General features: G+C 54.0%; 20 protein-coding genes. 9 read left to right on the top strand and 11 right to left on the bottom strand.

Features of this window, described 5'->3' with window-relative positions; genetic code table 11:
• Positions 1–757 precede the first annotated feature (757 nt).
• The 3 genes from MMC1_RS00645 to fusA form a co-directional block, all read right to left on the bottom strand.
• The gene (locus tag MMC1_RS00645) at positions 758–1,372 is read right to left on the bottom strand and encodes a DUF5610 domain-containing protein (RefSeq protein WP_011711826.1); all 615 of its coding nucleotides are present in this window, start codon (positions 1,370–1,372) and stop codon (positions 758–760) included.
• Positions 1,373–1,439: 67 nt separating this feature from the next.
• Entirely contained in the window at positions 1,440–1,640 is a 201-nt protein-coding gene (locus tag MMC1_RS00640; RefSeq protein WP_041640522.1) for a hypothetical protein, read from the bottom strand.
• Positions 1,641–1,954: 314 nt separating this feature from the next.
• Entirely contained in the window at positions 1,955–4,027 is a 2,073-nt protein-coding gene (gene fusA / locus MMC1_RS00635; protein WP_041640520.1) for an elongation factor G, read from the bottom strand.
• Between the two features lie 227 nt (positions 4,028–4,254).
• Here fusA and MMC1_RS00630 point away from each other — a divergent pair, with 227 nt between their 5' ends.
• On the top strand, positions 4,255–4,473 hold the full coding sequence (locus MMC1_RS00630) for a hypothetical protein (protein WP_041640516.1): 219 nt from the start codon (positions 4,255–4,257) through the stop codon (positions 4,471–4,473).
• Between the two features lie 170 nt (positions 4,474–4,643).
• On the opposite strand, the gene MMC1_RS00625 is transcribed toward MMC1_RS00630, so the two are convergent.
• Positions 4,644–5,012 carry a hypothetical protein gene (locus tag MMC1_RS00625; RefSeq protein WP_143711314.1) on the bottom strand — a complete coding sequence of 123 codons (369 nt, stop codon included), beginning with the start codon at positions 5,010–5,012 and terminating at the stop codon, positions 4,644–4,646.
• A gap of 438 nt (positions 5,013–5,450) precedes the next feature.
• Between MMC1_RS00625 and MMC1_RS00620 the strand changes: the two genes are divergently transcribed.
• Positions 5,451–6,089 carry a DUF4136 domain-containing protein gene (locus MMC1_RS00620; RefSeq protein ID WP_041640514.1) on the top strand — a complete coding sequence of 213 codons (639 nt, stop codon included), beginning with the start codon at positions 5,451–5,453 and terminating at the stop codon, positions 6,087–6,089.
• A gap of 328 nt (positions 6,090–6,417) precedes the next feature.
• Here the strand turns inward: MMC1_RS00620 and MMC1_RS00615 are convergent, their stop codons facing one another.
• A complete protein-coding gene (locus MMC1_RS00615) occupies positions 6,418–6,771 on the bottom strand; it encodes a hypothetical protein (protein WP_041640511.1) in 354 nt (117 codons plus the stop codon).
• A 755-nt stretch (positions 6,772–7,526) separates the two neighbouring features.
• On the opposite strand from MMC1_RS00615, the gene MMC1_RS00610 reads away from it, so the two are divergent.
• The 4 genes from MMC1_RS00610 to MMC1_RS00595 all read left to right on the top strand — a co-directional run bounded on the left by MMC1_RS00610 (position 7,527) and on the right by MMC1_RS00595 (position 11,253).
• Positions 7,527–7,967 carry a c-type cytochrome gene (locus tag MMC1_RS00610; protein ID WP_011711821.1) on the top strand — a complete coding sequence of 147 codons (441 nt, stop codon included), beginning with the start codon at positions 7,527–7,529 and terminating at the stop codon, positions 7,965–7,967.
• 13 nt (positions 7,968–7,980) lie between these two features.
• Complete coding sequence (locus tag MMC1_RS00605) at positions 7,981–9,363, top strand: cbb3-type cytochrome c oxidase subunit I (RefSeq protein WP_011711820.1); 1,383 nt, start codon at positions 7,981–7,983, stop codon at positions 9,361–9,363.
• A 79-nt stretch (positions 9,364–9,442) separates the two neighbouring features.
• A complete protein-coding gene (locus MMC1_RS00600) occupies positions 9,443–10,255 on the top strand; it encodes a CbbQ/NirQ/NorQ/GpvN family protein (RefSeq protein ID WP_011711819.1) in 813 nt (270 codons plus the stop codon).
• A gap of 38 nt (positions 10,256–10,293) precedes the next feature.
• Positions 10,294–11,253, top strand: a complete 960-nt coding sequence (locus MMC1_RS00595; protein ID WP_011711818.1) for a 4Fe-4S binding protein — start codon at positions 10,294–10,296, stop codon at positions 11,251–11,253.
• 1,497 nt (positions 11,254–12,750) lie between these two features.
• Here MMC1_RS00595 and MMC1_RS20795 read toward each other — a convergent pair.
• A complete protein-coding gene (locus tag MMC1_RS20795) occupies positions 12,751–14,160 on the bottom strand; it encodes a transposase (RefSeq protein WP_011711816.1) in 1,410 nt (469 codons plus the stop codon).
• A gap of 104 nt (positions 14,161–14,264) precedes the next feature.
• Here MMC1_RS20795 and MMC1_RS00580 point away from each other — a divergent pair, with 104 nt between their 5' ends.
• On the top strand, positions 14,265–14,747 hold the full coding sequence (locus MMC1_RS00580; protein ID WP_227665288.1) for a nitric oxide reductase activation protein NorD: 483 nt from the start codon (positions 14,265–14,267) through the stop codon (positions 14,745–14,747).
• 441 nt (positions 14,748–15,188) lie between these two features.
• On the opposite strand, the gene MMC1_RS00575 is transcribed toward MMC1_RS00580, so the two are convergent.
• The 4 genes from MMC1_RS00575 to MMC1_RS00560 all read right to left on the bottom strand — a co-directional run bounded on the left by MMC1_RS00575 (position 15,189) and on the right by MMC1_RS00560 (position 18,834).
• Positions 15,189–15,893, bottom strand: a complete 705-nt coding sequence (locus MMC1_RS00575) for a DUF4276 family protein (protein ID WP_011711815.1) — start codon at positions 15,891–15,893, stop codon at positions 15,189–15,191.
• 4 nt (positions 15,894–15,897) lie between these two features.
• Positions 15,898–17,190 (bottom strand): AAA family ATPase, encoded by a 1,293-nt coding sequence (locus MMC1_RS00570; protein ID WP_011711814.1) that lies wholly within the window; start codon positions 17,188–17,190, stop codon positions 15,898–15,900.
• A gap of 422 nt (positions 17,191–17,612) precedes the next feature.
• On the bottom strand, positions 17,613–17,846 hold the full coding sequence (locus tag MMC1_RS00565; protein ID WP_011711813.1) for a thioredoxin family protein: 234 nt from the start codon (positions 17,844–17,846) through the stop codon (positions 17,613–17,615).
• 22 nt (positions 17,847–17,868) lie between these two features.
• Positions 17,869–18,834 carry a permease gene (locus tag MMC1_RS00560; RefSeq protein WP_011711812.1) on the bottom strand — a complete coding sequence of 322 codons (966 nt, stop codon included), beginning with the start codon at positions 18,832–18,834 and terminating at the stop codon, positions 17,869–17,871.
• An 840-nt stretch (positions 18,835–19,674) separates the two neighbouring features.
• Between MMC1_RS00560 and MMC1_RS00555 the strand changes: the two genes are divergently transcribed.
• Together MMC1_RS00555 and MMC1_RS00550 are read left to right on the top strand one after the other, a co-directional pair.
• Complete coding sequence (locus MMC1_RS00555) at positions 19,675–20,697, top strand: STELLO glycosyltransferase family protein (protein ID WP_011711810.1); 1,023 nt, start codon at positions 19,675–19,677, stop codon at positions 20,695–20,697.
• Complete coding sequence (locus MMC1_RS00550; RefSeq protein WP_011711809.1) at positions 20,694–21,407, top strand: glycosyltransferase; 714 nt, start codon at positions 20,694–20,696, stop codon at positions 21,405–21,407. The genes MMC1_RS00555 and MMC1_RS00550 overlap by 4 nt, the downstream gene beginning before the upstream one ends.
• 7 nt (positions 21,408–21,414) lie before the next feature.
• Here the strand turns inward: MMC1_RS00550 and MMC1_RS00545 are convergent, their stop codons facing one another.
• Positions 21,415–22,812, bottom strand: coding sequence for a hypothetical protein (locus MMC1_RS00545; RefSeq protein WP_011711808.1), 1,398 nt, complete (start codon positions 22,810–22,812; stop codon positions 21,415–21,417).
• Positions 22,813–22,898 lie beyond the last annotated feature (86 nt).

The raw sequence follows: 22,898 nt of genomic DNA, 5'->3' as shown, positions 1-22,898 counted from the left end.
CAACCGCCCATGCAAAACATCCTAACCAACAGATGCCTTACATGGGCGGTCACAAACACAACGCCCGGCCGCCCTGTGGGATCAGGCTAGAATGGATAAACCCTTCCACCCTAACCCCACATGGCCTGGCGAGTCCTCAGTGCATACTCCCTTGAGTATCCACTAACCACGTGAGTCTATCTGGCACACCATAAGAGACCATCGTTTTATGCCTAACCAGAAGTGTCAAAATCGCATTACGAAGGAGAACGAGCAGTGTGTGATCGCCACGCAAAGCGAAGTCTGCCCGCATAAGAGGAGTCCGCAGGGAAAGTGAGGTGGGTACAAGCGTGTCGGTGGGCGTGTTCATGTTCGTCATGCTCCTTTGACTGATCCATGCCTAAGCTGGATATCACGCGGTATTTTCCATCTCCAAAAAGATTTCCAATACACCTATCCCCTTCTCAAAGGTCATGCCAAACATTAACACTATGAAATTATAGAATTATTCCAAATTTTACCCTAAATCCATAGTGCTATAATTTAATCAACACTCTCAATTAATGATGTATTTTTAGGCAATATGATACCCTCTGTAGCACTTTTGCTCCTTGCATTGACCGGGAGATTGTGCAGATTTTAGGCAAAAAAATAGGGAGCAACAGGAACATGCCAGTCCTGAAACTCCCCCCAAATGAAGGGAAAAGGGAAACCCTTTGAAGCCCTCTTGGTGCGCGCTTGAGGCGCTTCTTCTATTCTATTTAGAGCCCATGAGCTCCTAAGCATCCACCACCGGTTCACCACTGGGGGCCTGCTGGTCACGTCGCTGCATCTCGACAAACTGACCCAGCTTTTCATTGATCTTCTGCCGGGTCTCTTCTAGCATGCGCTGAATGCCCTCAAACAGATCAACCGCCTCCCCTAAAAAGGCCTGTGCCTGCGAAAAGCCCTTGTCGATGGCGCCGTCTACCAGCTCGCGGAACCCCTGTAAATTCTCTTCAAAGCTCACATCGGTATGGTTATCCAGATAGTTACCAAAATAACTGGATACCTGCGAAACGATAAATCCCGCCGTCTGGCCTGGATCGGTCACGCCGCGCATCTCCTGAAAAGCCGCTAGGGCCTCGCTGTTTTTAAAGCTGCCCATGCCCCGCTCTAACTCTTGCTGCAACGACTCTTGCAACCGCTGGTTGGCATAAGCAACCATATCCTGCGGGGATGAAAAATCCGCTGCATCACTGGCAACCACCCGCATACGTTGGGCCAGTGTTAACACATCTGTCGCGGTTTTGGTCTCTGTCGTCGGCGACTTTACGGCAGAGCCCGCTGTCTGCTGATTGCGTACAGCGGTAAGATAGGCCATCTCAACTTGGGTTGCTTGAATCTCGGCCATGGCGCGCCCTCCTGCTCGCTTATGGGCGTTCCCTCGGGGGTCGCTCCGTTGTTAGAAGAGCGCCTCCCTAATACTCATCGGAACGTTTTCCGGCTTTGTTTAGCGTTTGTTGTAAAATGGTTTGAAAATCCCCCCGACCACCACGGGAGAGGTGAGGCTGTCCGGCCACCACCCCACGGAATGTTCCGCGCTGAGTGCTCTCTTGGCTGCGCCGCTGCGGCACATCGAGGATAGAAACCATACCTGGATAACTGTCAAAGGGTCTCATCACACATTCCTTAGCGTCGTTGAGACTGAAGAAAAATAGATCCCTGGTTCTTTTATCGGCCAACCATGCCTTAGAGTTTAGTGAAAAATTGATTTTCTGTGGCCATACTCCAAAACAGCCCCCGTTTTAACCAGCACACCACCATGAACATCATAAAAACAATCTGTTATTGTGATAATCTAAGCGATGCTCAACCTGCCCCATCCTACGTGTATCACCACTTAACCCATAGGCTGACATCCACCCCCCCATGCAAAAGGGGCCCGTTCGTTAAAACGGACCCCTCTTCTAATCCACACCCTTACGTCAAACGCTTAATTTTGCTGCTCCAACACCTTACGCGCAATGTGACTGGGTACCTCTTGATAGTTAGCCAAACGCATGGTGTAGATGCCCCGCCCTGAGGTCATGGCGTTTAAACTGTTGCCATAATCCAAAATCTCCGACATGGGGGTTTCGCAATGAATGGTCTGCCCGTTGCCCCTGGGTGTCACACCGGTAATCTTACCCCGGCGGCTGTTCATGTCACCAATCACATCCCCCATCACCTCATCGGGTACCGAAATCTCCATGCTCATCAGCGGCTCCAACAAAACCGCACCGCCCTGCTCCATGGCACTGCGAAAGGCCATAGAACCCGCCGTTCTAAAGGCGTTGTCCGAGGAATCCACCGAATGGTGTGAACCATCCACCAAATTAACCTGCACATCCACCACCGGATACCCCCCCACCACACCCTTGTTCATCGCCTCCACAACCCCCTTCTCTACCGAAGGGATAAAGTTGCGGGGAATCACACCACCTACCACCCGATCCTCAAAAACAAAACCTGCCCCCCGTGGCAGGGGCTCTACCTCGATCCAACAATCGCCAAATTGACCCCGCCCCCCGCTCTGCTTTTTCAACTTGCCCTGCACGCGACAGGCGCGGGTAATGGTCTCACGATAGGCAACCTTGGGCACCTTTAGGGAGGCCTTGCCGCCATATTTACGCTGCAAACGATCCAGCGTAACCGCTAAATGGGTCTGCCCCATGCCTGCCAAAATCATCTCGTGGGTGTCTTCGTCCCGGTAAAAGTGCAGGGTAGGATCTTCATCACACAACTTAGCCAAGCCCGTGGCGACCTTATCCTCCATCTTGGTCTCCACCTCCACCGCGTAGGAGAATACCGGCTCCTGATAACGCACCCGATGGTAGTGAATAGGGGCGCTGATATCGCACAGGGTATCCCCCGTGTGGGTGTGCGCCAAACGGGCAATGGCACCAATTTGACCCGCCTTGAGAACATCCACCTGGGTCATGTCGTTGCCCTCTAAGAGATAGAGGTGCCCCCCCTTCTCTTTTAGATCCCGGGTGCCGTTAAGTAGGGCAGAATCAGCCTGCAACGTGCCAGAAAAGACCCGCACCACCGAGAGCTTACCCGAAAAAGGGTCGATGGCTGTTTTAAACACCACCGCCGAGAAGGGATCTTCTTCGCTGACAGAGCGGGCGATCTCTTGATCCCGGTTATTGGGGTTAACCCCAATCAACGGCTTGATGGCGGCCTTGTCGATGGGGCTGGGCAGATACTGGCTGATGCCGTTGGCCAGCGCCCGCACCCCAATATTGGCCCCGCCCGAACCACAGAAAATGGGCAACAGGCGCCGGGTTAAGACCGCCTCCTTAAGCCTCTCATGCAACTGCTCCTCGGTGGGCAGTGTCTCATTTTCCAGATAGGCTTCCAGCAGTTCATCATCGGTTTCAATGATTTTTTCGATCAACTGGGTGCGATAATAGGCCACATCCTGCTTGACAGAATCGGGCATTTCAATCTGGGTAAAAACACCATCCTTAGCCGACCAAGCGGTCATGGGAATAAGATCCACAATACCCGCAAAGCTCTCTCCCTGACCGATGGGAATGGTTACAGGTAGCGTGGTCACTTGTAGATCTTGCTCGATCTCCCCCAGCACTCGAATAAAATCGGCACGGGGTTTGTCCATTTTATTGATAAAACCGATACCGGGAACCTGAGCCTCCTGGATCATACTCCAAAACCGGGTATTCTCGGTCTTGACCCCAGAGGCCCCCGAGTAGACCAACACCGCGCCACCCACCACATTGAGCACCGCCCGTGTATGCTCGATAAAGTCGATGTATCCCGGGGTGTCGATAATGTTGATCTCCACCCCTTTCCACTGAAAATGGCCAATCTGCGGAGCAATGGTCAAACCCCGCTCCAGCTCTTCGGGCTCTGAGCGCAGCACCGTATTTTTGCCCTCTACCGTGCCCCGTTTTGGGATCACACCCGCATTATAGAAAAGGGTCTCCGCTAAGGTGGTGGCACCGCCGCCGCCATGGGCCATCAATGCAACGTTGCGAATCCGGGTAATTTGGCTTTCGGTCATGCCCTTTTCTCCTTCAGCATCGAAATAATGAGGTAGCACATCCTCGCACACAAACCTTATCCCACGGCCCCGTTGCGCCCGGTGGCTGCCATCTTTTTTTCCAGGGTTAGAAAACCCACGTTATCACACGGTAAGCGCACATGAAACCGCAGGGCAGCGTTTTCCTGAGGAATCTGCCGCTATGCCACCATGATACATAGGGGCAGCCACGAAGGCGACCCGCATTGATGGAAAAGTTGAGCTTTGAGCATGGCGCAAAACAGACCGAGGGGTTATGGCTGGCTGGATTAAAAACGTGGGGAGGAAGTGGCTTTGCGAAAGGGGACACCGTTGCCCTGGAACATCACCTAACCCTGCTTGCGATCCGTCACTGGGCACCACAAGAAGGGAATCGAGCACCGCACCAGCAAAAGGGGTTGGATTGGGGGGGAGTGGCGCGCGTATGACCGGAATTGCCCTGATGAAAAGCGGCACTGTCATAAAAACACCCGCGACGCCGACCCTTTATCCACGAGCCAGTCAGCGTGTAGCACCGCATAGCTTATGGAGTGAGAGCCGCCGACCCATGGCCAGACGAAGCGTACCAGATGAAGCGCTGCACCCCACAACCGATCTGTTATGACGGGATGGCAACACTTTGGGCGTAGCTTCTTCGGTTGCTTCGGCTTCCCGCATAGTGCAGACAGACACAACCGACACCCACCAGCATACCGGCCGCAAAAGCGGGTGCCGCCAATATCAGGCCAGAGGCCCATTTGGCGCTGGAACCTCCTGCGAATGCGCCACCTTTAGCCAGGGCACTCTTAGAGTGGGCAAGATCAAGCTTGACCTTGGCCGATTGGGTGGTTTTGCCCAGCCCACTTTTTGCTGCTGAGGAGGCGCTGGTTTTACTGGTGGATGAGATATAGACATCATCCAGTAAACTCGCAGGCCCATTCATAATGTCCGAAGATTGTTTTTTGTTGCTGTTTTGATGATTGTTCACGGTCACTCGGGAAGCCTCCGCCCAGTGTCAATAGAGTGGATGCTAATATGAATGATTCTCATTGTTAGGTCAATGGGTGATTTTGCTTCACCGGTCTATCTGGACAACATGGTAGTCGTGTTATCTACTGCTTTAAAATAAAATGAGCCCATGTCAAATCACCCACGATGCCCAAAATTTTCGCCACCGACTCTTGCCAGTGATGGATGGAACTCGCCGAAACAAACTGCGAAAGTTGAGTTGTAATCACTCCTAATCGCTAATTAAGTGTATGTCCCCTGAATTATCCCCTATGGTCATGGATTCCTCCTGTTTCTATTATCATGGAATCCATAGTATGGCTGACTCGCCTGAAAAGGGGTGCCCTGCGGTTTGCTGGACGCTTACATAACAGCGTGTTATGCTGTTCGCAATACTTCATTTAGGGAGGTGAAAACCATGAAGCGATTTATTGCAGTCTTGATTGCCGTTGCTGCTCTAACCGGATGCGCTGGTGGAATCAAGGGGGTTTCGAACTCCAATCTTTATGGAAAACTTCCCCCGGGAGGAACGTTCGCTTTACAATTAATTAGCGGTGACTCGCTTATTGGCCGAAAGATTGAGCGAATGATTTCGCACCAAATATCAAAGCAGGGATATAGACCAACAGATTCGAGTCCAGATATTTTGGTTTCATATGCGTTTGATGTCCATTCTGCCGGATCAGTTTCCAGCGCATACACCAGCATTAACACGGTTCCGCAAAAGTCGTTTGTCTATGGAAACACGATTTACACCAAACCATCAACATCGACGGCAACCACTAGCGTAAGCACTACAAAGCTTTATCAGAAGACTATTGTCGTGAGAATCTCAGATGCAAGAACAGGAGAAAAGCTATGGGAATCGAATGTTTCAGAACAGGGTTGGTGCAATCAGATTTTTGTTACAGCGCCTTCAATCTTGGCGCTGATGTTTGAAGGCTTTCCCCACGAGCAAACCAACGTTAATAAGATGGTGACGCATGCTGACCCGGCAGCAAAAGAATTGATGAACTTATTTCCCGAGAGCACTAACTGGGGCTGCACGAGGACTTAACAGATTCCTGAATCGGTGACTTTCTTTGTGGAATTCCGGGGACATCTATGGACCCACCCCCTAATTGCAAGAAGAATTTTTTTATCTGACACAAACAAGGTGCGAATGCAGACATCTATTCGGCCTTTAGGTGGGATGACTATTTGATCCCTGGCCCTGATGGAAACCGCGCGTTTTCTCCTGGTCAGTTTCACGGCCTCGAAGGCCCCTATCCCCGTGAGGTTTTGAAAACGCCGGGCTCGACCCGTTGGATTTGCTGATTTGCGTTCTTGATACCAGATGAAATCTGGGTCAAGGCTTCCGTGATGAAGTCAGAAAGTTCCATTTATCACTTAATTCGATTTTCAATCACAACGTCCGGAGTCGTTGTGTAGGTAGGACGAGTTAAGGCTGGGTCATTTTTGGCAAGACACTGAAAAGTAACCGAGTAGCTATAGAAAGGCCTTTCAAAGCTGGAAGACATGTTCTTTACCATCAACTCCTTACCCAGTCCTGCACAATGTGCATTGGCAGATGCCAATGCGTTGCTTTGGGCCTCTGGTGCGCCGCCTGACATATTGTGCTTTTGTGCGGAAACCGTAAAGGTATCTGGCCCCATTTGCATGACACTTCCCGTGCTTCCGCAAGCCGAGAGCGCTAATGACAAGGCAACAACAGATAATGCGGCGATTTTGTTATTCATTTTTCCATCCCCTTTTTCATTCACTAGGCATGTGGCAACTATAACGTCTTTGGTGCTAAATGCCCATTTCCGCAGGCAGTTACTTCTGAGAGCGATGTGGCATCTTCCGCCCGAATATGCTGATACATACCATCCAAATATTCGCCAAGGGTAAGCCATCTTGCCTCATCAAACAACACGCCGCTTTCCAGCGCCTCAAAAAAATCAATTTGTGTGAATTCCGGGGAGTTCAGGGGACAGTTACTTAATTAAGGGGTAAAGGCTTATGGCGCGGATGGCGAGGGTAGTGATGCCGGGCGTGGCGCATCATATAACTCAACGTGGGAATCGTCGTCAGGATGTTTTTTTGAGGAAGCGGATTATTTGTTTTATTTAGAAACAGTAAGCTATTGGAGCCACGGGATTCCGGGGACATACACGAATGGCGCTAAGTTAAGCCACTTTTGCTTTGTATTTACTTCTTCCTAGGACATCCTGCATTTCAGACCTTGGTGAGATCAATCGTTGGTAGTTTTTCGGTCTTCGTTTAACACATCTTGGCTCTCGACGCCCTGGCCTCTCGTATAGAGTTGTGGCGGCAATTGAGTCTTGCAATGCACTGCTCAGATCCATCTGCTCCTGATGTGGCAATCTTTTGGTGACTTATTCTTTATCAAGTACGCAAACCTGAGCGTGAAGTACGTTTGGCACTAGGGCTGTTACAGCCGGGTGCCTTGCACTTTGCAATAACCAGATTTTCGCCAAGGGAGCTCAGGATGAATGAAAAAATGACCATCTCCATGGCCAGAAACATCTTTTTCGGGGGAAGTCTTTTCTTCGTATTGGTGTTTCTTGGTCTCACTTTAGGCACCATGCGGAGCCTGCCAGAACGCGACCATCGGGAGAACATCACCCCCCAAGTGGCTTTAGGCAAGAAGGTGTGGGAGGACAACAACTGTGTGGGATGTCATACATTATTAGGCGAAGGTGCCTATTTCGCTCCAGAACTGGGCAATGTCTATCTTCGGCGCGGCGGTAAAGATGGCGGCATCGATTTCATTAAAGATTGGATTCGTGCGCAGCCATCGGGCGTTGAAGGGCGTCGCCAAATGCCTCAATTCAACCTTACAGAAGAGGAGTTGGACGCGGTAGCCACGTTCCTGAAATGGACCTCTGAGATCAACACCGCCGGCTGGCCGCCGAACATCGAAGGTTAAGGAGGACCATCAGATGACCTATCAATCTCAATCCGTTGCGCGTCTCTATTTTATTGGCGCTTTGGGCCTGTTTGTTGGCCAAATTCTCTTTGGGCTGGTGCTGGGCACGCAGTATGTGATCGGTGACTTTCTGTTCCCGGAGATCCCCTTTAACGTTGCCCGCATGGTGCATAGCAACCTGTTGATCGTATGGTTGCTGTTCGGATTTATGGGGGCCTCTTACTACCTTGTTCCCGAAGAGTCTGAAACGGAGCTGTGGAGCCCCCTTCTGGCCAAGCTGCTGTTTTGGGTCTTCCTGGTCGCCGGCGCACTGACCATTCTGGGCTACCTGCTGGTCCCTTACGCCAAGCTGGCGGAGCTGACCCATAACGACCTGCTGCCCACCATGGGACGTGAGTTCCTGGAGCAGCCCACCATCACCAAAATCGGCATCGTCATTGTGGTGCTGGGTTTTATCCTCAATATCGGCATGACCATGCTCAAAGGGCGTAAAACCTCCATCAGCATTGTGTTGCTGACGGGACTGATCGGCCTAGCGGTGATGTTCCTGTTCTCCTTCTACAACCCCAGCAATCTGGTGCTCGATAAGTTCTACTGGTGGTGGGTGGTGCATTTGTGGGTGGAAGGGGTTTGGGAGTTGATCTTGGGGGCCATCCTCGCCTTTGTCTTGATCAAAGTGACCGGTGTGGACCGGGAGGTGATCGAAAAGTGGCTCTATCTGATCATCGCCATGACCTTGATTACCGGCATCCTCGGCACCGGCCACCACTATTACTGGATCGGCACCCAGGAGTATTGGCAGTGGGTCGGCTCGCTTTTCTCCGCACTGGAGCCCATCCCCTTCTTCATGATGGTGCTGTTCGCTTTCAACATGATTAACAAGCGTCGTCGCAACCATCCCAACAAGGCGGCGACCCTGTGGGCCATGGGGACGGCGGTCATGGCCTTTTTGGGGGCGGGGGTGTGGGGCTTTTTGCACACTTTGGCACCCGTCAACTACCTGACCCATGGCACCCAGATCACCGCCGCCCACGGTCATATGGCATTCTACGGTGCCTATGTGATGATTGTTCTAACCATCATCTCCTACGCCATGCCATATCTTCGCGGGCACGGCCCCACCAGCGGTGAACGTGCCCAAATATGGGAGATGTGGGGATTTTGGCTGATGACCATCGCCATGGTTTTCATCACCCTGTTTCTCACCGGCGCTGGCATTCTGCAAACCTACATGCAGCGCATGGGCGACGACCCCGGTGCCTTTATGGACGTGCAAGAGAAGATCGCTTTCTTCTACTGGCTGCGCTTGGCTGCGGGCTTCGTCTTCATGGGCGGCTTAGTGGTCTATCTTATGAGCTTCTTTAAAGGGAAGCCGGGGCAAACCGAAAACGCCTGATTCACCTCACCGCTCCCGGGTTATCGCCTCTCCGGGAGCGGTTTTTTCCACCGCCTATGCGACTGTCGAGATAACAACCATGGACGCTTCCACACCCAGTACAGAGTCCAGCACCACGCAACCGCTCTATCGACCTGTGGGTCAGGAAATTGAGCTCTTTGAATACGCCTATAAGCATCAGTTACCGCTGCTGGTCAAAGGGCCTACCGGCTGCGGCAAGACCCGCTTTATTCGCCATATGGCGCATCGGCTCAAGCGACCGCTTTTTACCGTAGCTTGCCACGACGACCTGACCGCCGCCGACTTGGTGGGGCGTCATCTGATCGGTCCCGATGGCGGTGCCCATTGGCATGATGGCCCGTTGACACGCGCGGTGCGCGCAGGCGGAATCTGTTATCTGGATGAGGTGGTGGAGGCACGTAAAGATACTACCGTCATTCTCCACCCTCTGGCGGATGATCGCCGTCAACTGCCCATTGAGCGTACCGGAGAAACCCTTGATGCACCACCAGAATTTATGCTGGTGGTCTCCTACAACCCGGGCTACCAGAATCTTATGAAAGGAATGAAGCCAAGCACCAGACAGCGTTTTGTCGCGCTACGCTTTGATTTTCCACCCGCGCCCGTTGAAACCCGGGTACTCATAGATGAGACCGGCATCGCCCCCCACATAGCGCAGCGCCTTATCACCTTGGGCACTGCTTTACGCGCGTTGGGTGAGGTTGACTTGGAGGAAGGCGTAAGCACCCGCCTACTGATCTACGCTGCTCGGCTTATTCAAGGCGGATTTCCCCTTCTCGCCGCTTGCCGTTCGGCGCTTGCAGAATCACTCAGTGACGATCCTGAGGTCATTGCGGCGCTCATGGAAGTGATTGAAGTGCACATGGGGTAATCTTGTGCGATAACGCACCTGGACAAGGTTGGTTTTTCATGAATCACGCATCACAGCCATCATATCATCCGCAGCCGACCCGTCTGCACAGGATTCAGTTCAACCGTCGCCTCACCCGCACCGCTTTTTTTACCCTATTTTTGGTTGCGCCCACGCTCGATCTTTTCCGCATTGATCTGGCCAACGGTCACTTGGTGCTTTTTTGGCATCGCTTCACCCCCGGTGTCGGATCCTTTTTGCATGAAGCAGCCACCTCGCCACTGGCCGCTGCCATGGGCATTGCCCTCTATCTGTTGCTGCCTGTGGCAACCGTTATCGTGACAGTTTTGTGGATCTCCCGGCGCTGGGGGCGACTCTACTGCGGTTGGCTCTGCCCCCATTTTACCGTGGTAGAGTGGATCAATGGCCTCATGGAAAAGGCGTTGGGAAAACCCACCTTGTGGGAGCCAACGCCCATGGGTCGACGGACCAGCCGCGCATGGTTGCTGATCATGCTGCTCTCGGGGGCGGCCATGGGGCTGCTCTGGGCGGTCTCCTTGATCACCTACGTTCTGCCGCCGCAGATGATTTTTGAACATATTTGGCACGGCACGCTCACCTTTGCGCAGGGGCTTTTCATCGCCGTGGCGAGCGTGGTTTTTTTTATCGATTTTATTTTTGCTCGGCATCTATTTTGCCGTTTTGGCTGTGCGGTGGGCTTGGCACAGAGTTTAGCATGGATGTCCAATCCCGCCGCATTAAGCCCCTTTTTGAACAGCCGCGAAAGAGGATCGTGCTCTGGCTGCCCGGCACCCTGCGTTACGGGCTGTCCGATGCGACTGGATCCCCGTGGGGGCAAACGACGCATCTCCACCTGTACCCAGTGTGGCATCTGTGTGCAAGGCTGCGCCGATATTAGCCAGGTCCGCGCCAAAAACGCGCCGTTGATCTGGACCCATGGTGCCGCAGTCTCCGCACGCCCCACCTCACTCTTCATCCATAAGGGCACAGAGGAGTAGCACCATGGAAGAGCTGGTCGGCCATGCCTGGGACCGTTTGATCACCGCCAAACTCAAGAGCCGTCATCCTGAAGCTGCGGTTCGCCTGGAGCATCTTGAGCGGCGTGTGGGCATTCTGTTTCGCAGTGCCGGGGGCAATCCAGCATTGGAGATAAAAGGCGTGCCTGATCACTATCATGGCGGCAAACGCGGCTTCTGGCGTCGTTTGGCAGGCGTGGAGCGCCATTACCCCATGGCGTGGCGTGATCAGGACCATCTCTATCTTCCTGAGCGTATCGATCTCTTCCCCAAGGCCGAGTTGAATGGGGATCTGTATCGCTGGTGGGCCTATTTATTGCCATTGACGCCGCCTATTTCGGGAAATCCCGCTGTTTGGTTTGGCAATGCCCGTACCGCCACGCACGTGTTACTCTCCCATTTTCCCACGCTTGAGCCGCTCTATGTTCGGCTAGTCAGCGCGCATTTGGAACAGCGCCCCGTCATCGCGGCCAGTAACGCCGCCCTGCAAGCCAGTGAGCGGCAACTCCGTTTGGCCTTACTACAGCCCCATCGGGAGATAGCGCCCCCCCCGATGCTCTCCGTGCTATGGCCTATCCCTTTGTGGCCTCATCCAGAGCCGCCACAAAGCAGCACAACCACCCCCTCCTTGGAAGAGGCGCGGCATCCCAAGGGTGGCAGCCAAAATATGGGTGCAGAGGAGCAACGTCTGCGCAAACGGGGACAACGCAGCGAGCAACAGGAGCGTGAGGATGGTCTGATGATCTACCGTTTTGAAGCGCTGCTCAGTTGGGCGGAAATGATTCACATCAACCGTCCCAGCGATGAAGAGGAGGATGCCCAGAGCGCCAAGCGGGCGAGTCGTGACATGGATACATTGACCCTGACGCGGGGCGGTGATGCCCCGGCTAAATCGATCCGGTTTGACCTGGATCTGCCTGCGCCAGCGTTGGATGATCGTCCATTGGGGCCAGGGGTTCATCTGCCTGAGTGGGACTATAAGCGCGCGCGTCTGCTCCCGGACCATTGTTTACTGCAACTGATGGAGACGGAAAATGTGAGCCCGCAACCCCTACCGGTGCATCTGCGGCGGGTGAGTCGGCGTATTCAGGGACAAATCACCCATTGGAAGCCCGATGGTGTTTGGTTGCGACGACGCGAGGAAGGGACGGAACTCGATCTGGAGGCATGTTTGGAGCATGCCGTCAACCGCCGCTGCGGTCAGGGACCGGCGGAAGCGGGGCTATGGCGCGACTACCTGCGTGGTTCACGAGATTTGAGCACGCTGTTGTTGGCGGACCTTTCGCTCTCCACGGATGCGTGGGTGAATGATGAACAGCGTGTGATTGATGTCATTCGCGATGCGCTGTTTATTTTTGCTGAAGCGCTGGCTGCAACGGGGGACGCCTTCTCTTTATATGGTTTTTCCTCAAAAAAACGGGATCATATTCGTTTTAACTCGATGTTCAAGTTTTCAGCGCTTGACAGCCGTTCAAGGTGTCACGCCAACGCAGTTTTATACTTGAGCGACGCTGATGGGGCCTGCCGCCCCAGATCACGCCCAACCATGTGTTTTTCCGAGAGGTTCAGCCTGAACTGTTTAGCCAGTACGTCGGCCAATTGGGTCAATTCCTGCTCTGGTGCATTTGCGTTCAATAGATCGTGAATGAGTGCCACTAGGTTGTCGGCCTTGATGTGATTGATCAGGCTTCCCACAGTGAACGCGGGTTGTTTGTGTTTCAACTGGGCCAGTTGGTCTGGTTGGACCAGGAGACAATGATCAACCATCAGGCTCAGGATCAGGCCTTGGCTTGATCCTTCGTCACCTTGAAGCTTGGTCAGATTCCCCCAGCCCTCGTGGGCCTTCCAGTCCTGGAAAAACACCTCGATCAGCCACCTCAAGGTGAACACCTTCAGGATATCTTCCGTTCGCCACGTCAAGTCGGAGGCAAACAGGTATCGATAATCTTGTTCTCCGTCATATTTCAATGCAATAACAAAGCGCTTCACGCCATGTGCTTTCACATGGATGCGGGCGCTGCGAAACACGATGGCCCTGTTCTCTCCACCTCGGACCGGGAGCCTCCCCGTTACACCGGGATAGCGCTGGAAAAATTCCTCAACAGTCAGATCCCGGCTCAGGAAACGGACCTTCTGGTTCTTCCTCAACTGACTGACGCATTGGATGCCAGCATACAGGGATGACCCTTGGTCTACAAAATCAGCAGCTCCATAAAGTGCATCAGCCAGGATCGCCTTGACCTGCACCACAGCATGCCACTGCTTGAACTGCCGCAACAATCGCAGTGCCAATTCTGGTTTTGTCGGATAGTCCGGGTTCCTGGCCGGTTCAACTGGGCGCTTGCTTTTCAGAATCCCTTTGCGCTTCTGCGCTTTGACTTCCTTGCGCCAAACCGTCCGTGCCGGGTCTGGACGATAAAACGCAAACCCGACCGGAATCGTCACCATGTCGGCCACCAAAAGCAAAAAGACAATTTGCTGGCCAAAAAGATAACCGCCGCTGCTCTTGTCCCTCATCTTGTGGACATGTGAGATGCGGGTCGTGACCTTGGCCCGCCTTTTGTCCGTGTCATCGACCACCAGCACACCATGCGTGATCCCATGGCGACGCAAAACAACCCGAACGCTCATCTGAAACAGCCGCTCCCAGGGAATCTTGGAACTCCGAAACATCCAAGCCAGTGCCCCGAGGCCGTAGCGTCCCAACCCAGCCCGCTCAAACTGTGCCCAGCAGATCGAGTTGGTCAGCATGATCGCCATGATGCAGAAACCAAACCAGCTCCGCTGGCAGACGCTCATCCCAACCGAATGCGTATGCTGCTCCCGCAGGGCTCCATCAATCTCTTCAACAAAGGCGCTGATAAATGGCAGAGGTCGATTGAAAATCATCCGTCTTCCCTCCATGGAAAACGGGACATTGGTTCATCCCTGGAGGAAAGTGTAAAATAAAGCAGGGGCAGCAGGCCAGCCCGTCAGATAATGAAGGGTCTCGATTGAATCTTGATCCAGAGTCCGACGGGATGACACTGCTGCCCTTTTCCCCTCAGATGTCAAGCGCAGAAAACTTGAACATCGAGTTTAATCGAATCAAGGGGTTTGCGCAATCCTACGACAATCAGGCGCGGGGTCGCATCCAGGCTATAAAACCTGGTTTTTATACACGGTTAGGCGCTGCCATACGGCAAAGTGTACATCTTTTGCAGGAACAGGCAGCGCGACGTCATTTGTTACTCATCCTCACCGATGGCAAGCCTCATGATGTGGATCATTATGATGGGCGTTGGGGAGTTGAGGATACACGCATGGCGGTGCGTGAAGCGCGCGCGCAGAATGTGCACCCATTCTGCATCACCATTGATCCTGAGGCCAACAGTTACGCGCCATACCTGTTTGGTGCCGATGGTTTTGTTCGCGTGACCGATCCTGCCAAGCTTCCCACCATTTTGCCCCAGATCTATCTTTCCTTGACGGCATGAGCCAGAGTCGATCCTACTTGGCTGGGAAAAGGATCAACGCATTAAGGGAGCGCCGAGGCTATAACATCACCTGTGTGGCGGTAGCCAACAAAAATGGCCGGATATTGTGGGCTCTGTTGGTAAAGGGAGAAAACTATCGTGAGCAAACCGCACATGGATAGCCGTCGAACCGCTGTTAAAAGATTCTGATAAGGGAAAGTGAAGGGGTTGTTCTGAGTTCTCACCGAAGATTGCGAGAGAATAAGTTTTGATGGCACAACGGGTCGAGCCCGGCGTTTTCAAAACCTCACGGGGAAGGGGCCTTCGAGGCCGTGAAACTGACCAGGAGAAAACGCGCGGTTTCCATCAGGGCCAGGGATCAAATAGTCATCCCACCTAAAGGCCGAATAGATGTCTGCATTCGCACCTTGTTTGTGTCAGATAAAAAAATTCTTCTTGCAATTAGGGGGTGGGTCCATAGATGTCCCCAGAACTCCCCCCCGGAACTCCCCGGGCTCCAGCTAGTTCAAGCAACTTTTGGCGGAAATAAGCAAAACTTGGGGACGCGTTGTTTGTTACATCCATGTGCGGGCTAATCTTTTCAGCCCACTGCGATTTCTCGGCACCGACAGCCTGCCAACCTTTTTCTGAAAGCGCGGTAGAACCTCCGGTGTAAACTGCCTCTGCCAAGCGCTCCCATGTGCCGCAAATGGAATCATTTACGTAAGCATTCAGGACAGCATCTTTGGCTTTTGGATAGGCTGATTTGACCGCTGGAATGTCACCAAGAAACCAAGCCTCACCCTCTTCAATGGCAACGCAAAATCGGGTTTCTGGCTGAGGGTCGCAGGCGTTCAGGATATTGAAAAGCTCTTGGCGGAACGCTTTGAGGCATTTGTCATCAAGGTCGCAGACAAGGATGACAGCCGCCGGGTAATCGGCTGGATATTTGGCGAAAGTGTTACCGTATCCACGGAGAAGCTTTGGGAACTGATCGAGCAGGATGCGTTTGCTTGCATCTGCCTTGTTGCCGAGGTTTTTCGGAATGCGGCCTATGCCTTTATAGAAATGAACATTGAACGTATGGTCATCACCGATGATTTTCGGGACAAGTATATCGAGCGCTTTCTTGCCGGACTGGTCTTCAACGAGAATCTCAAAATGCATCCGATCACCTCGCGTCCAGATAATCGCTGTACCAAAGGCCACCCAGCGGCAAACCTGCGGCCACCATGTTCTCGACGATGGCATCATTGCTCGCTCTGCGGATTACGGAATAGCCATCCGATCCCTTTTCCAGAATCCAGACCTCCTTAGATTCCAAAGCATCAACCAGATAGGGCTGATGGGTCGTAATGAAAACCTGAGATCCACCCTTGCGGCCTGTCGCATGATCACGGAATTCATTTACCAAGGATTCGAGAAGTTTATGGTACAAGCCATTTTCCGGCTCTTCGATACATAAAAACGGTGGTGGTGTCGGATCTTCGAGCAAGAGGAGGTACGCGAAGACCTTCAGTGTCCCATCAGACATTTGTTGCGAGTAAAACGGGTCTTGAAAACCTCTGTCATTGAACCGCAGCAGCAAGCGGCCATCGTTTGTCTTCTCCGTATCAATCTTGTTGATGCCGGGAATTTTTTCCGCAATCCGGTTCAAAATAGCCTGGAAACGCTTGGGATGCTCCCGCTCCATAAATTGCACGACGTTTCCGAGATTGTCGCCATGGATGTTGAGATGCTTCTGTGGACCGGCGAGGGGCAGGCTCCTGGCTGCGTCTGGAGTGAAATAGCTGAGGTACCACCCTTCGATAAATTTGCGGAACGCGGAAATCCTCGGATGTTGTTTCAACGAACCCAGCGTGGCAATACCGAGTTTGCGCATGTCGTCAAGTTCGACAACATCGGTTTCTTTAGACTCTTCTTTTGCCTCACCTGATTTAATGGACTCCATCAGACCAAGCAGGTCAAAATCACCCTGTTCCTCGTCGATCTGACGGCCTTCTTGATCGCCTTTCCAAACAACACCTTTTCCACTGTTCAACACAAGAAATGAGAAGGGCCAACCGTGCTTCTGGCCTTTTCGCCTCTGCCTGAGTCGTTCTTTCAAGACATAAGGACGACCTGAGCTATCAACATCAATAGAAATTTCATAGGTGATGGGGCGTGCATTCCCATCTTCCTTGTAATAGACCTCGAATTCGATGGACCCTTTTTGACCTTGCGCCCGGATTCGCTCAAATCCTCCCCTGCCGCGAGAGTCGCACGCCTCTTCTACACCAGACTTCAAAGCATCCGAAAGAAACCCGAAGGCGTCAAACAGCGTGCTCTTGCCAACACCGTTCTTGCCAATAACCGCCGTCATAGATGTGAGAGGATCGGCCTGCTGCTGATTCCAGAGGCGACCAAGTGTGACATCTTTTAACGCCCTGAAGTTCTTTATTCGAAAACCTTCTATTTTTGCCATTACTCGCCTCCCACCTTTCTTCTATAAACCGATCTCGCCTTTTCAAGAAACTGCTCTTTCGGGAATTCCGGGGACGGAATTCCGGGCGACGGAATTCCGGGGACAGTTACTTAATTCCAGGTAAAGTTGCATCTGCCGAATTCCGGGGGATGCGGGGAATTCGGGATGAATTCCGGGGACGGATGAATTCCGGGGACAGTTACGTAACTCCATATCGAAGTTGCATCAGCCAACGCCTTTCCTGTCTTTTCATCTTTACTTTTGGGGTTTGGTCCAGGCTTCACTCGCCTCAACCTTCTCCCTAAACAGTTTTCAAGTTCCTCAATAAAATCTACAATCAATCGACTTCTCACGCTGTTTTTTCACACACCTTGCCCATCGCAACGGGCTGGTTTCATAAATTTACTTGCCTTCCAGCGGGGTTAGCTGAGCCACGCCGTGACATCGTCCGGGCCGGGCAGACCTCCCGCGTGCACCACGCGACCATCCACCACCACACCCGGCGTCGACATCACCCCATAACCCAGTATCACCGCCATATCCGTCACCTTTTCCAACCGAATCGCCACCCCCATACGCTCGGCCTGGGCAGTGATAATCCGGGCGGTGGTCTCGCAGTTTTTGCACCCTGAACCCAAAACCTTGATCTCCTTCATGACTCTTCTCCCTCTGCCCGTATCAGGCAAACCATGCGTTAAAGAGATACCCCACCACCACAAAAGCGACGAACAACCACGCCACAAAAATCGCAATAAGGGGCAGTTTAATCACCTTGCGCAAAATAATCATCTCTGGCAGAGAGATGGCCGCCACGCTCATCATCAAAGCCAATGCCGTACCAATGGGCACACCCTTGGCCAGCAGCGCCTCCGCCACCGGAATCACACCCGTCGCGTTGGAGTAGAGGGGAATGCCCGCCAAAACCGCCACAGGCACCGCCCAAGGGTTATCCGCCCCGGCATATTGCAGAAAAAAATGCTCCGGCACAAAGCCGTGCAGCAGCGCCCCAACACCAATGCCCCCCAGCACATAGGGCCAAATGCGCCCGACAATCTCCCGTACCTGCCCCGCTGCATACCGCAGCCGACCGCGCCAAGTGGCGTCTACCTCCGGCAGCGCCGCCTGCCCCATGCGGATCTGCCAAACATACGCCTCCACATGGTGCTCCAGCTTTAGAGCCGCTATCACCAACCCCCCCGCCAACCCCACCACCAGACCCGTAACCACATAGGCAGCCGCCATTTTCCAACCCATGGTGGAAGCCAGCATCAGCACAGCTACCTCATTAATCATGGGGGAGGTGATCAGGAAGGCCATGGTCACTCCCAAGGGAATGCCCGCCTCCAAAAAACCAATAAACAGGGGCACCGAAGAGCATGAACAAAACGGCGTAACCGCACCCAGCGCCACCGCCAGAGGGTACGACCGCCAAGGGGATTGCCCGCCAATCATTCGCCTTGCCCGCTCCGCCGAAACCAGCGACCGGAAAAAACCCAGTAAAAAAACAATGACAATCAATAGAAAAAAAATCTTGGCCACATCCTCAATAAAAAAATGCAGGGCACTGGCGGCGCGGGTCGTCGCATCCATGCCCAACAAACCAAAGACCAGCGCGTCAGCCAATTCAGTAAACCAGTAGAACATGGGTCGTATCTTCCTTAGTTTATGGGCATGCCGCCGGATTGTCACCACCACCTTGTGCCAAGCGTGTTCCTGGGGGCCGCAACTCCAGGGGAGAGTAGCACGATCATTGATTGTACCAATGAAGCCGCGATTCTGTCATCACGCCCACCGATTATGCGCTTTACTTGGCGCGTGCCGTACCCTCACCCATCGCAACCATCCACTGGCCAAAAGCAGGCCGTTTTCAAGGAAAAGAATAAAAAAAAGCCGGGCTGAAGAAACAGACCGGCCTCTGGGGTCGCCCATTCATAATGGTAGGCACCCGCCTATTCGTCGCACATACAAAGTGAGTTTGTTCAAGGGATCTCACGGGTACCATTTTACCCCTGCATCCCTCAAGGAGCAATGGTTCTCCGTATGATACCCGCGCCAACAAACAAAAATCCTCCCCCTCCTGACAGAGCCAACCCGTGGTGGCACCTTACCCAGGACGCAAACCCCCGACCTAACCGCCCATTCTTGACCTTGAGCGACCAACCCTCCCGCTAAACCGGCTATGGCCCTGCATGACCCCAGCCTCTCCATCCATGACCCCAAACTCCGCGCATTTTAGCGTCTCCATGCATCTGGCAATAAAGTTGCTTGGCAAACGGTTCCAGCACCTATAACCGCCATCATGTTGGCTGGCGGCAACCCAACCACCGCTTGTTGCTATAGAAAGGAAAAGGATGCCCATTGGTGTTGACACCTTGCTGGTTATGCCCCCTTGTGGTGAGATAACCCCACCGCCGCCGCCCCATACGGAGCGTGCCCGGCCTTGCGCAACCCTGACTCGGTATCCTTGAGATCCTCATCGTGACTATGAAAACGACCCTGATTGTTACCTCCATCCATGCGCCCAACCCGGTCATGCACGCCCTAGCCCAAGGGTGTCAAGCGGCAGGCTACGACTTTATCCTGGCCGGCGACAGCAAATCCCCCGACTCTTTTGCCCTGGATGGCTGCCACTTTCTCAGCTTGGAACAGCAGCGTCAGAGTGGTTTTCGGCTGGGCCTCTCTTCGCCCATCAAACACTATGCCCGCAAAAATATCGCCTACCTCCAGGCCATCGCCCAAGGCACCCAGTGCATCTTGGAAACCGATGACGATAACTGGCCCCGCGCCGCTTTTTTTGCGCCGCGCTCGCGTATGGTCGAAACCGTCACCGTGCAACAGCCCGGCTGGTTGAACGTCTACGGCCTGTTTTTACAGCCCGACGATCATGCCCTGCCCCTTTGGCCCCGTGGTCTGCCCCTGGATGCCGTGCGTCAAAGCCTGCCCCCCCTAACGGCCATGCAGTCGGTGGATTGCCCCATTCAACAGGGCTTGGCCGACGAAAACCCCGATGTGGACGCCATCTATCGCCTCACCCTACCGCTGCCGCGCAACTTTATCGCCGACCGCCAAATCGCCTTGGGTGAGGGGGTCTGGTCCCCCTTTAATAGCCAAAACACCCTGTGGTGGCGGGATGCCTTTCCCCTGCTCTATCTACCGGCCACCTGTTCGTTTCGCATGACCGATATCTGGCGTAGCTTTGTGGCGCAGCGGCTGGCCTGGAGCTGTGGCTGGCGGGTACTCTTCTTTAGCCCCACCGTTTGGCAAGAGCGCAATGAACACGATTTAAATCGGGATTTTCAAGACGAGGTGCCCGGCTATCTGCACAATGCCGCCATTGCCGCAGGGCTTGCCCAGCTTAACCTGCCCACCGGCACCGCCCATCTGCTGGATAATTTGCACACCTGTTATGCGTGGTTGGTGGAGCAAGGCCATATGCAGCCACTTGAATTAAGCCTGTTGCAAGATTGGATTTTTGACCTGACCCAGTGCGGCTGGAAGGCACCATGAACGCCACCCCAACCATCACACTCTGTCTACTCACCTTCAATGAGTTGGAGGGGTGTCGGCATGACCTGCCCCATCTGCCGCTGGACCACTTTGATGCAGTCTATGCCCTGGACGGTGGGTCCCGCGATGGCACCGATACCTTTTTGCGGGAGCAAGGCATCACCGTACACACCCAGCAAAAGGCGGGCTATAACGCGGCCTATCTGGAGGCGTTTGCCCATTGCCAAACCGATGTGCTGGTGCTGTTCCACCCCAAGGGCTGCATTGATCCCCAATCGGTTTTAAACTTTAAACCCCTGTTTCAGGCGGGCAACGATCTGGTCATTGCCAGCCGTTTAGGGCCGGGGGCCCATAATGAGGAGGATGAGCAGTTGCTCAAACCCCGCAAATGGTTTGTGCAGGGTATCTCGATCCTCGCGGCGCTGCTCTGGCGCCGGGACCGGGGTCCCCACTTATGGGATGTACTGCACGGCATGCGCGGCATGCGGGTGGCGGCTTTTCATGCCATTGCCCCCCGTGATCATGGTCTCTCCATTGATCTAGAGATGGTGGTGCGCAGCTACCGCCTTAAGCTTAAACGGGCCGCGTTCCCCGTGCATGAGCGCACCCGTCTGGCCGGTCAAACCCACTTTAAAGCGCTGCCCACCGGTTGGAAGCTGCTTAAATATATGGCCAGTGAGCTGTGCCGTCCCAAAACCGAGCCCCGCTAAGCACGCGCTATGACGACCGCCATAGCTGCCAGCCCTCCTGCACACGGATATAAGCGAGCAGCGCCACCACCCCCGGTAGAAAAATGGCGGTATTTTGTAGATAGCGCTCAATGGGGGGGGCGGTGAGGATCACCAACAGCGTGGCCATGCCCGCATAGAGCAGCCCCACCACCACAACCACCGAGATCTCCCACATGGCCTGTGCATCCCGCGCCGCAACGATGGGCTTGCCACGCCAAACCCGCATCCCCCGCAGCGTGTGGTAAAAGAGCACCGCCAACAGCCATAACAGCCCCGTCAGTTGCAGGTTAAAATCCCGTCGCAGCAACACCCCCAAGGCATCCCCCGCCGCCGCCATGATCCATTTGGCATAGTAGGAAAAACGCAGCCGCAAGACCTGAACAGCCAATTGTTGCAAGGATTGATCGGCCATAACATGGTTGCCGTTGTGCATGCGGCGGGCATGGGCAAGCACGGTATTGTGGTAGTTGTTCCAGTCATACTGCCGATACCACTCCCCATAGCGAATCCACCCTAGGGTGCTGAAAGGGACCTCCATGCCATCCTTTTCCCGGTCATCCACAATGGTTTGGGCCAGTGGCCGCACCTCTTCACGAATCTGCGGCAGCAGGTCTGGGGTGATCAAAGAGCCCGCGATGCCGATTAAGGGAATGCCGGTTGCGGCAACCAAGCCAAAGTGCCCCACCAGCAGCAGACGCAGGGTGAAAAAGCCCAACAGAGGCACAAAACCCGCCGCACTCAAGCGCCCCAGCATGGACCAAAACCCCATGGCTCCATCGCTCCGTAGGCGCGCCGGACGCATGCCATACAGCAGCCCCCCCACCAAAACCAACATAGGCACCAGCACCTGATTGGCAGGCCGCACCTGAAAAGCCACAAATACCGCCACCGCCAAAGCCACCCCATAACCCCATTGCCATGGCCGGGCAATGTAGAGCAGCAACAGCGCCACCACCACCACCACCAGGGTGGCCCCCAAGGCGTCTGACAGCAGAGCGTGGCTAAAATAGCGAATAATATTGGCAAACAGCACCGGCAGCGTCACCACTAGGGCCGACCAGGGCCGCAATCCATAGACACATAGCCCATACCACAACAGCAGAGCGGCCAGCAGATGCAGAACATACTGCACCACCGGTACCGCCGCATAGGAGCCCGTCAGGGTTTTGAGCGCCCACGCAAAAGCGGGGTAGCCCATGGTGCGCACATGGGAGAGCGCCTCTATAAAAGTTTGCTTTTCCAGCAGCAGGTAGGAGTTGCTATCCGGATAGTGTTTCACCGACCATTCTGGCAGGTTGAGCCACAGATAGACCAGCCCCAGCACCAGCAGGAACAGGGCGGGTAGCCAGCGCAACAGGGAGACCGAGGGGGAAGAACCATGCATACCGGGTAAGCTCTCTTTAGGGGTTCAGCAAACGGGCGCTCTAGGGATCGCTGCAAACAAGGGGCAGCATAGCGCACCTAACCAGT

It is taken from the genome of Magnetococcus marinus MC-1, from assembly GCF_000014865.1.
GTDB lineage: Bacteria > Pseudomonadota > Magnetococcia > Magnetococcales > Magnetococcaceae > Magnetococcus > Magnetococcus marinus.
Note: the sequence above shows the minus strand (reverse complement) of the source record. Positions and strands in the feature narration are given on the sequence as shown.

What these genes read in the sequence shown, in the direction of transcription:
- MMC1_RS00645 (WP_011711826.1), bottom strand. Translation starts at nt 1,372, where the DNA reads ATGGCCGAGATTCAAGCAACCCAAGTTGAGATGGCCTATCTTACCGCT.
- MMC1_RS00640 (WP_041640522.1), bottom strand. Translation starts at nt 1,640, where the DNA reads ATGAGACCCTTTGACAGTTATCCAGGTATGGTTTCTATCCTCGATGTG.
- fusA (WP_041640520.1), bottom strand. Translation starts at nt 4,027, where the DNA reads ATGACCGAAAGCCAAATTACCCGGATTCGCAACGTTGCATTGATGGCC.
- MMC1_RS00630 (WP_041640516.1), top strand. Translation starts at nt 4,255, where the DNA reads ATGGAAAAGTTGAGCTTTGAGCATGGCGCAAAACAGACCGAGGGGTTA.
- MMC1_RS00620 (WP_041640514.1), top strand. Translation starts at nt 5,451, where the DNA reads ATGAAGCGATTTATTGCAGTCTTGATTGCCGTTGCTGCTCTAACCGGA.
- MMC1_RS00615 (WP_041640511.1), bottom strand. Translation starts at nt 6,771, where the DNA reads ATGAATAACAAAATCGCCGCATTATCTGTTGTTGCCTTGTCATTAGCG.
- MMC1_RS00610 (WP_011711821.1), top strand. Translation starts at nt 7,527, where the DNA reads ATGAATGAAAAAATGACCATCTCCATGGCCAGAAACATCTTTTTCGGG.
- MMC1_RS00605 (WP_011711820.1), top strand. Translation starts at nt 7,981, where the DNA reads ATGACCTATCAATCTCAATCCGTTGCGCGTCTCTATTTTATTGGCGCT.
- MMC1_RS00600 (WP_011711819.1), top strand. Translation starts at nt 9,443, where the DNA reads ATGGACGCTTCCACACCCAGTACAGAGTCCAGCACCACGCAACCGCTC.
- MMC1_RS00595 (WP_011711818.1), top strand. Translation starts at nt 10,294, where the DNA reads ATGAATCACGCATCACAGCCATCATATCATCCGCAGCCGACCCGTCTG.
- MMC1_RS20795 (WP_011711816.1), bottom strand. Translation starts at nt 14,160, where the DNA reads ATGATTTTCAATCGACCTCTGCCATTTATCAGCGCCTTTGTTGAAGAG.
- MMC1_RS00575 (WP_011711815.1), bottom strand. Translation starts at nt 15,893, where the DNA reads ATGCATTTTGAGATTCTCGTTGAAGACCAGTCCGGCAAGAAAGCGCTC.
- MMC1_RS00570 (WP_011711814.1), bottom strand. Translation starts at nt 17,190, where the DNA reads ATGGCAAAAATAGAAGGTTTTCGAATAAAGAACTTCAGGGCGTTAAAA.
- MMC1_RS00565 (WP_011711813.1), bottom strand. Translation starts at nt 17,846, where the DNA reads ATGAAGGAGATCAAGGTTTTGGGTTCAGGGTGCAAAAACTGCGAGACC.
- MMC1_RS00560 (WP_011711812.1), bottom strand. Translation starts at nt 18,834, where the DNA reads ATGTTCTACTGGTTTACTGAATTGGCTGACGCGCTGGTCTTTGGTTTG.
- MMC1_RS00555 (WP_011711810.1), top strand. Translation starts at nt 19,675, where the DNA reads ATGAAAACGACCCTGATTGTTACCTCCATCCATGCGCCCAACCCGGTC.
- MMC1_RS00550 (WP_011711809.1), top strand. Translation starts at nt 20,694, where the DNA reads ATGAACGCCACCCCAACCATCACACTCTGTCTACTCACCTTCAATGAG.
- MMC1_RS00545 (WP_011711808.1), bottom strand. Translation starts at nt 22,812, where the DNA reads ATGCATGGTTCTTCCCCCTCGGTCTCCCTGTTGCGCTGGCTACCCGCC.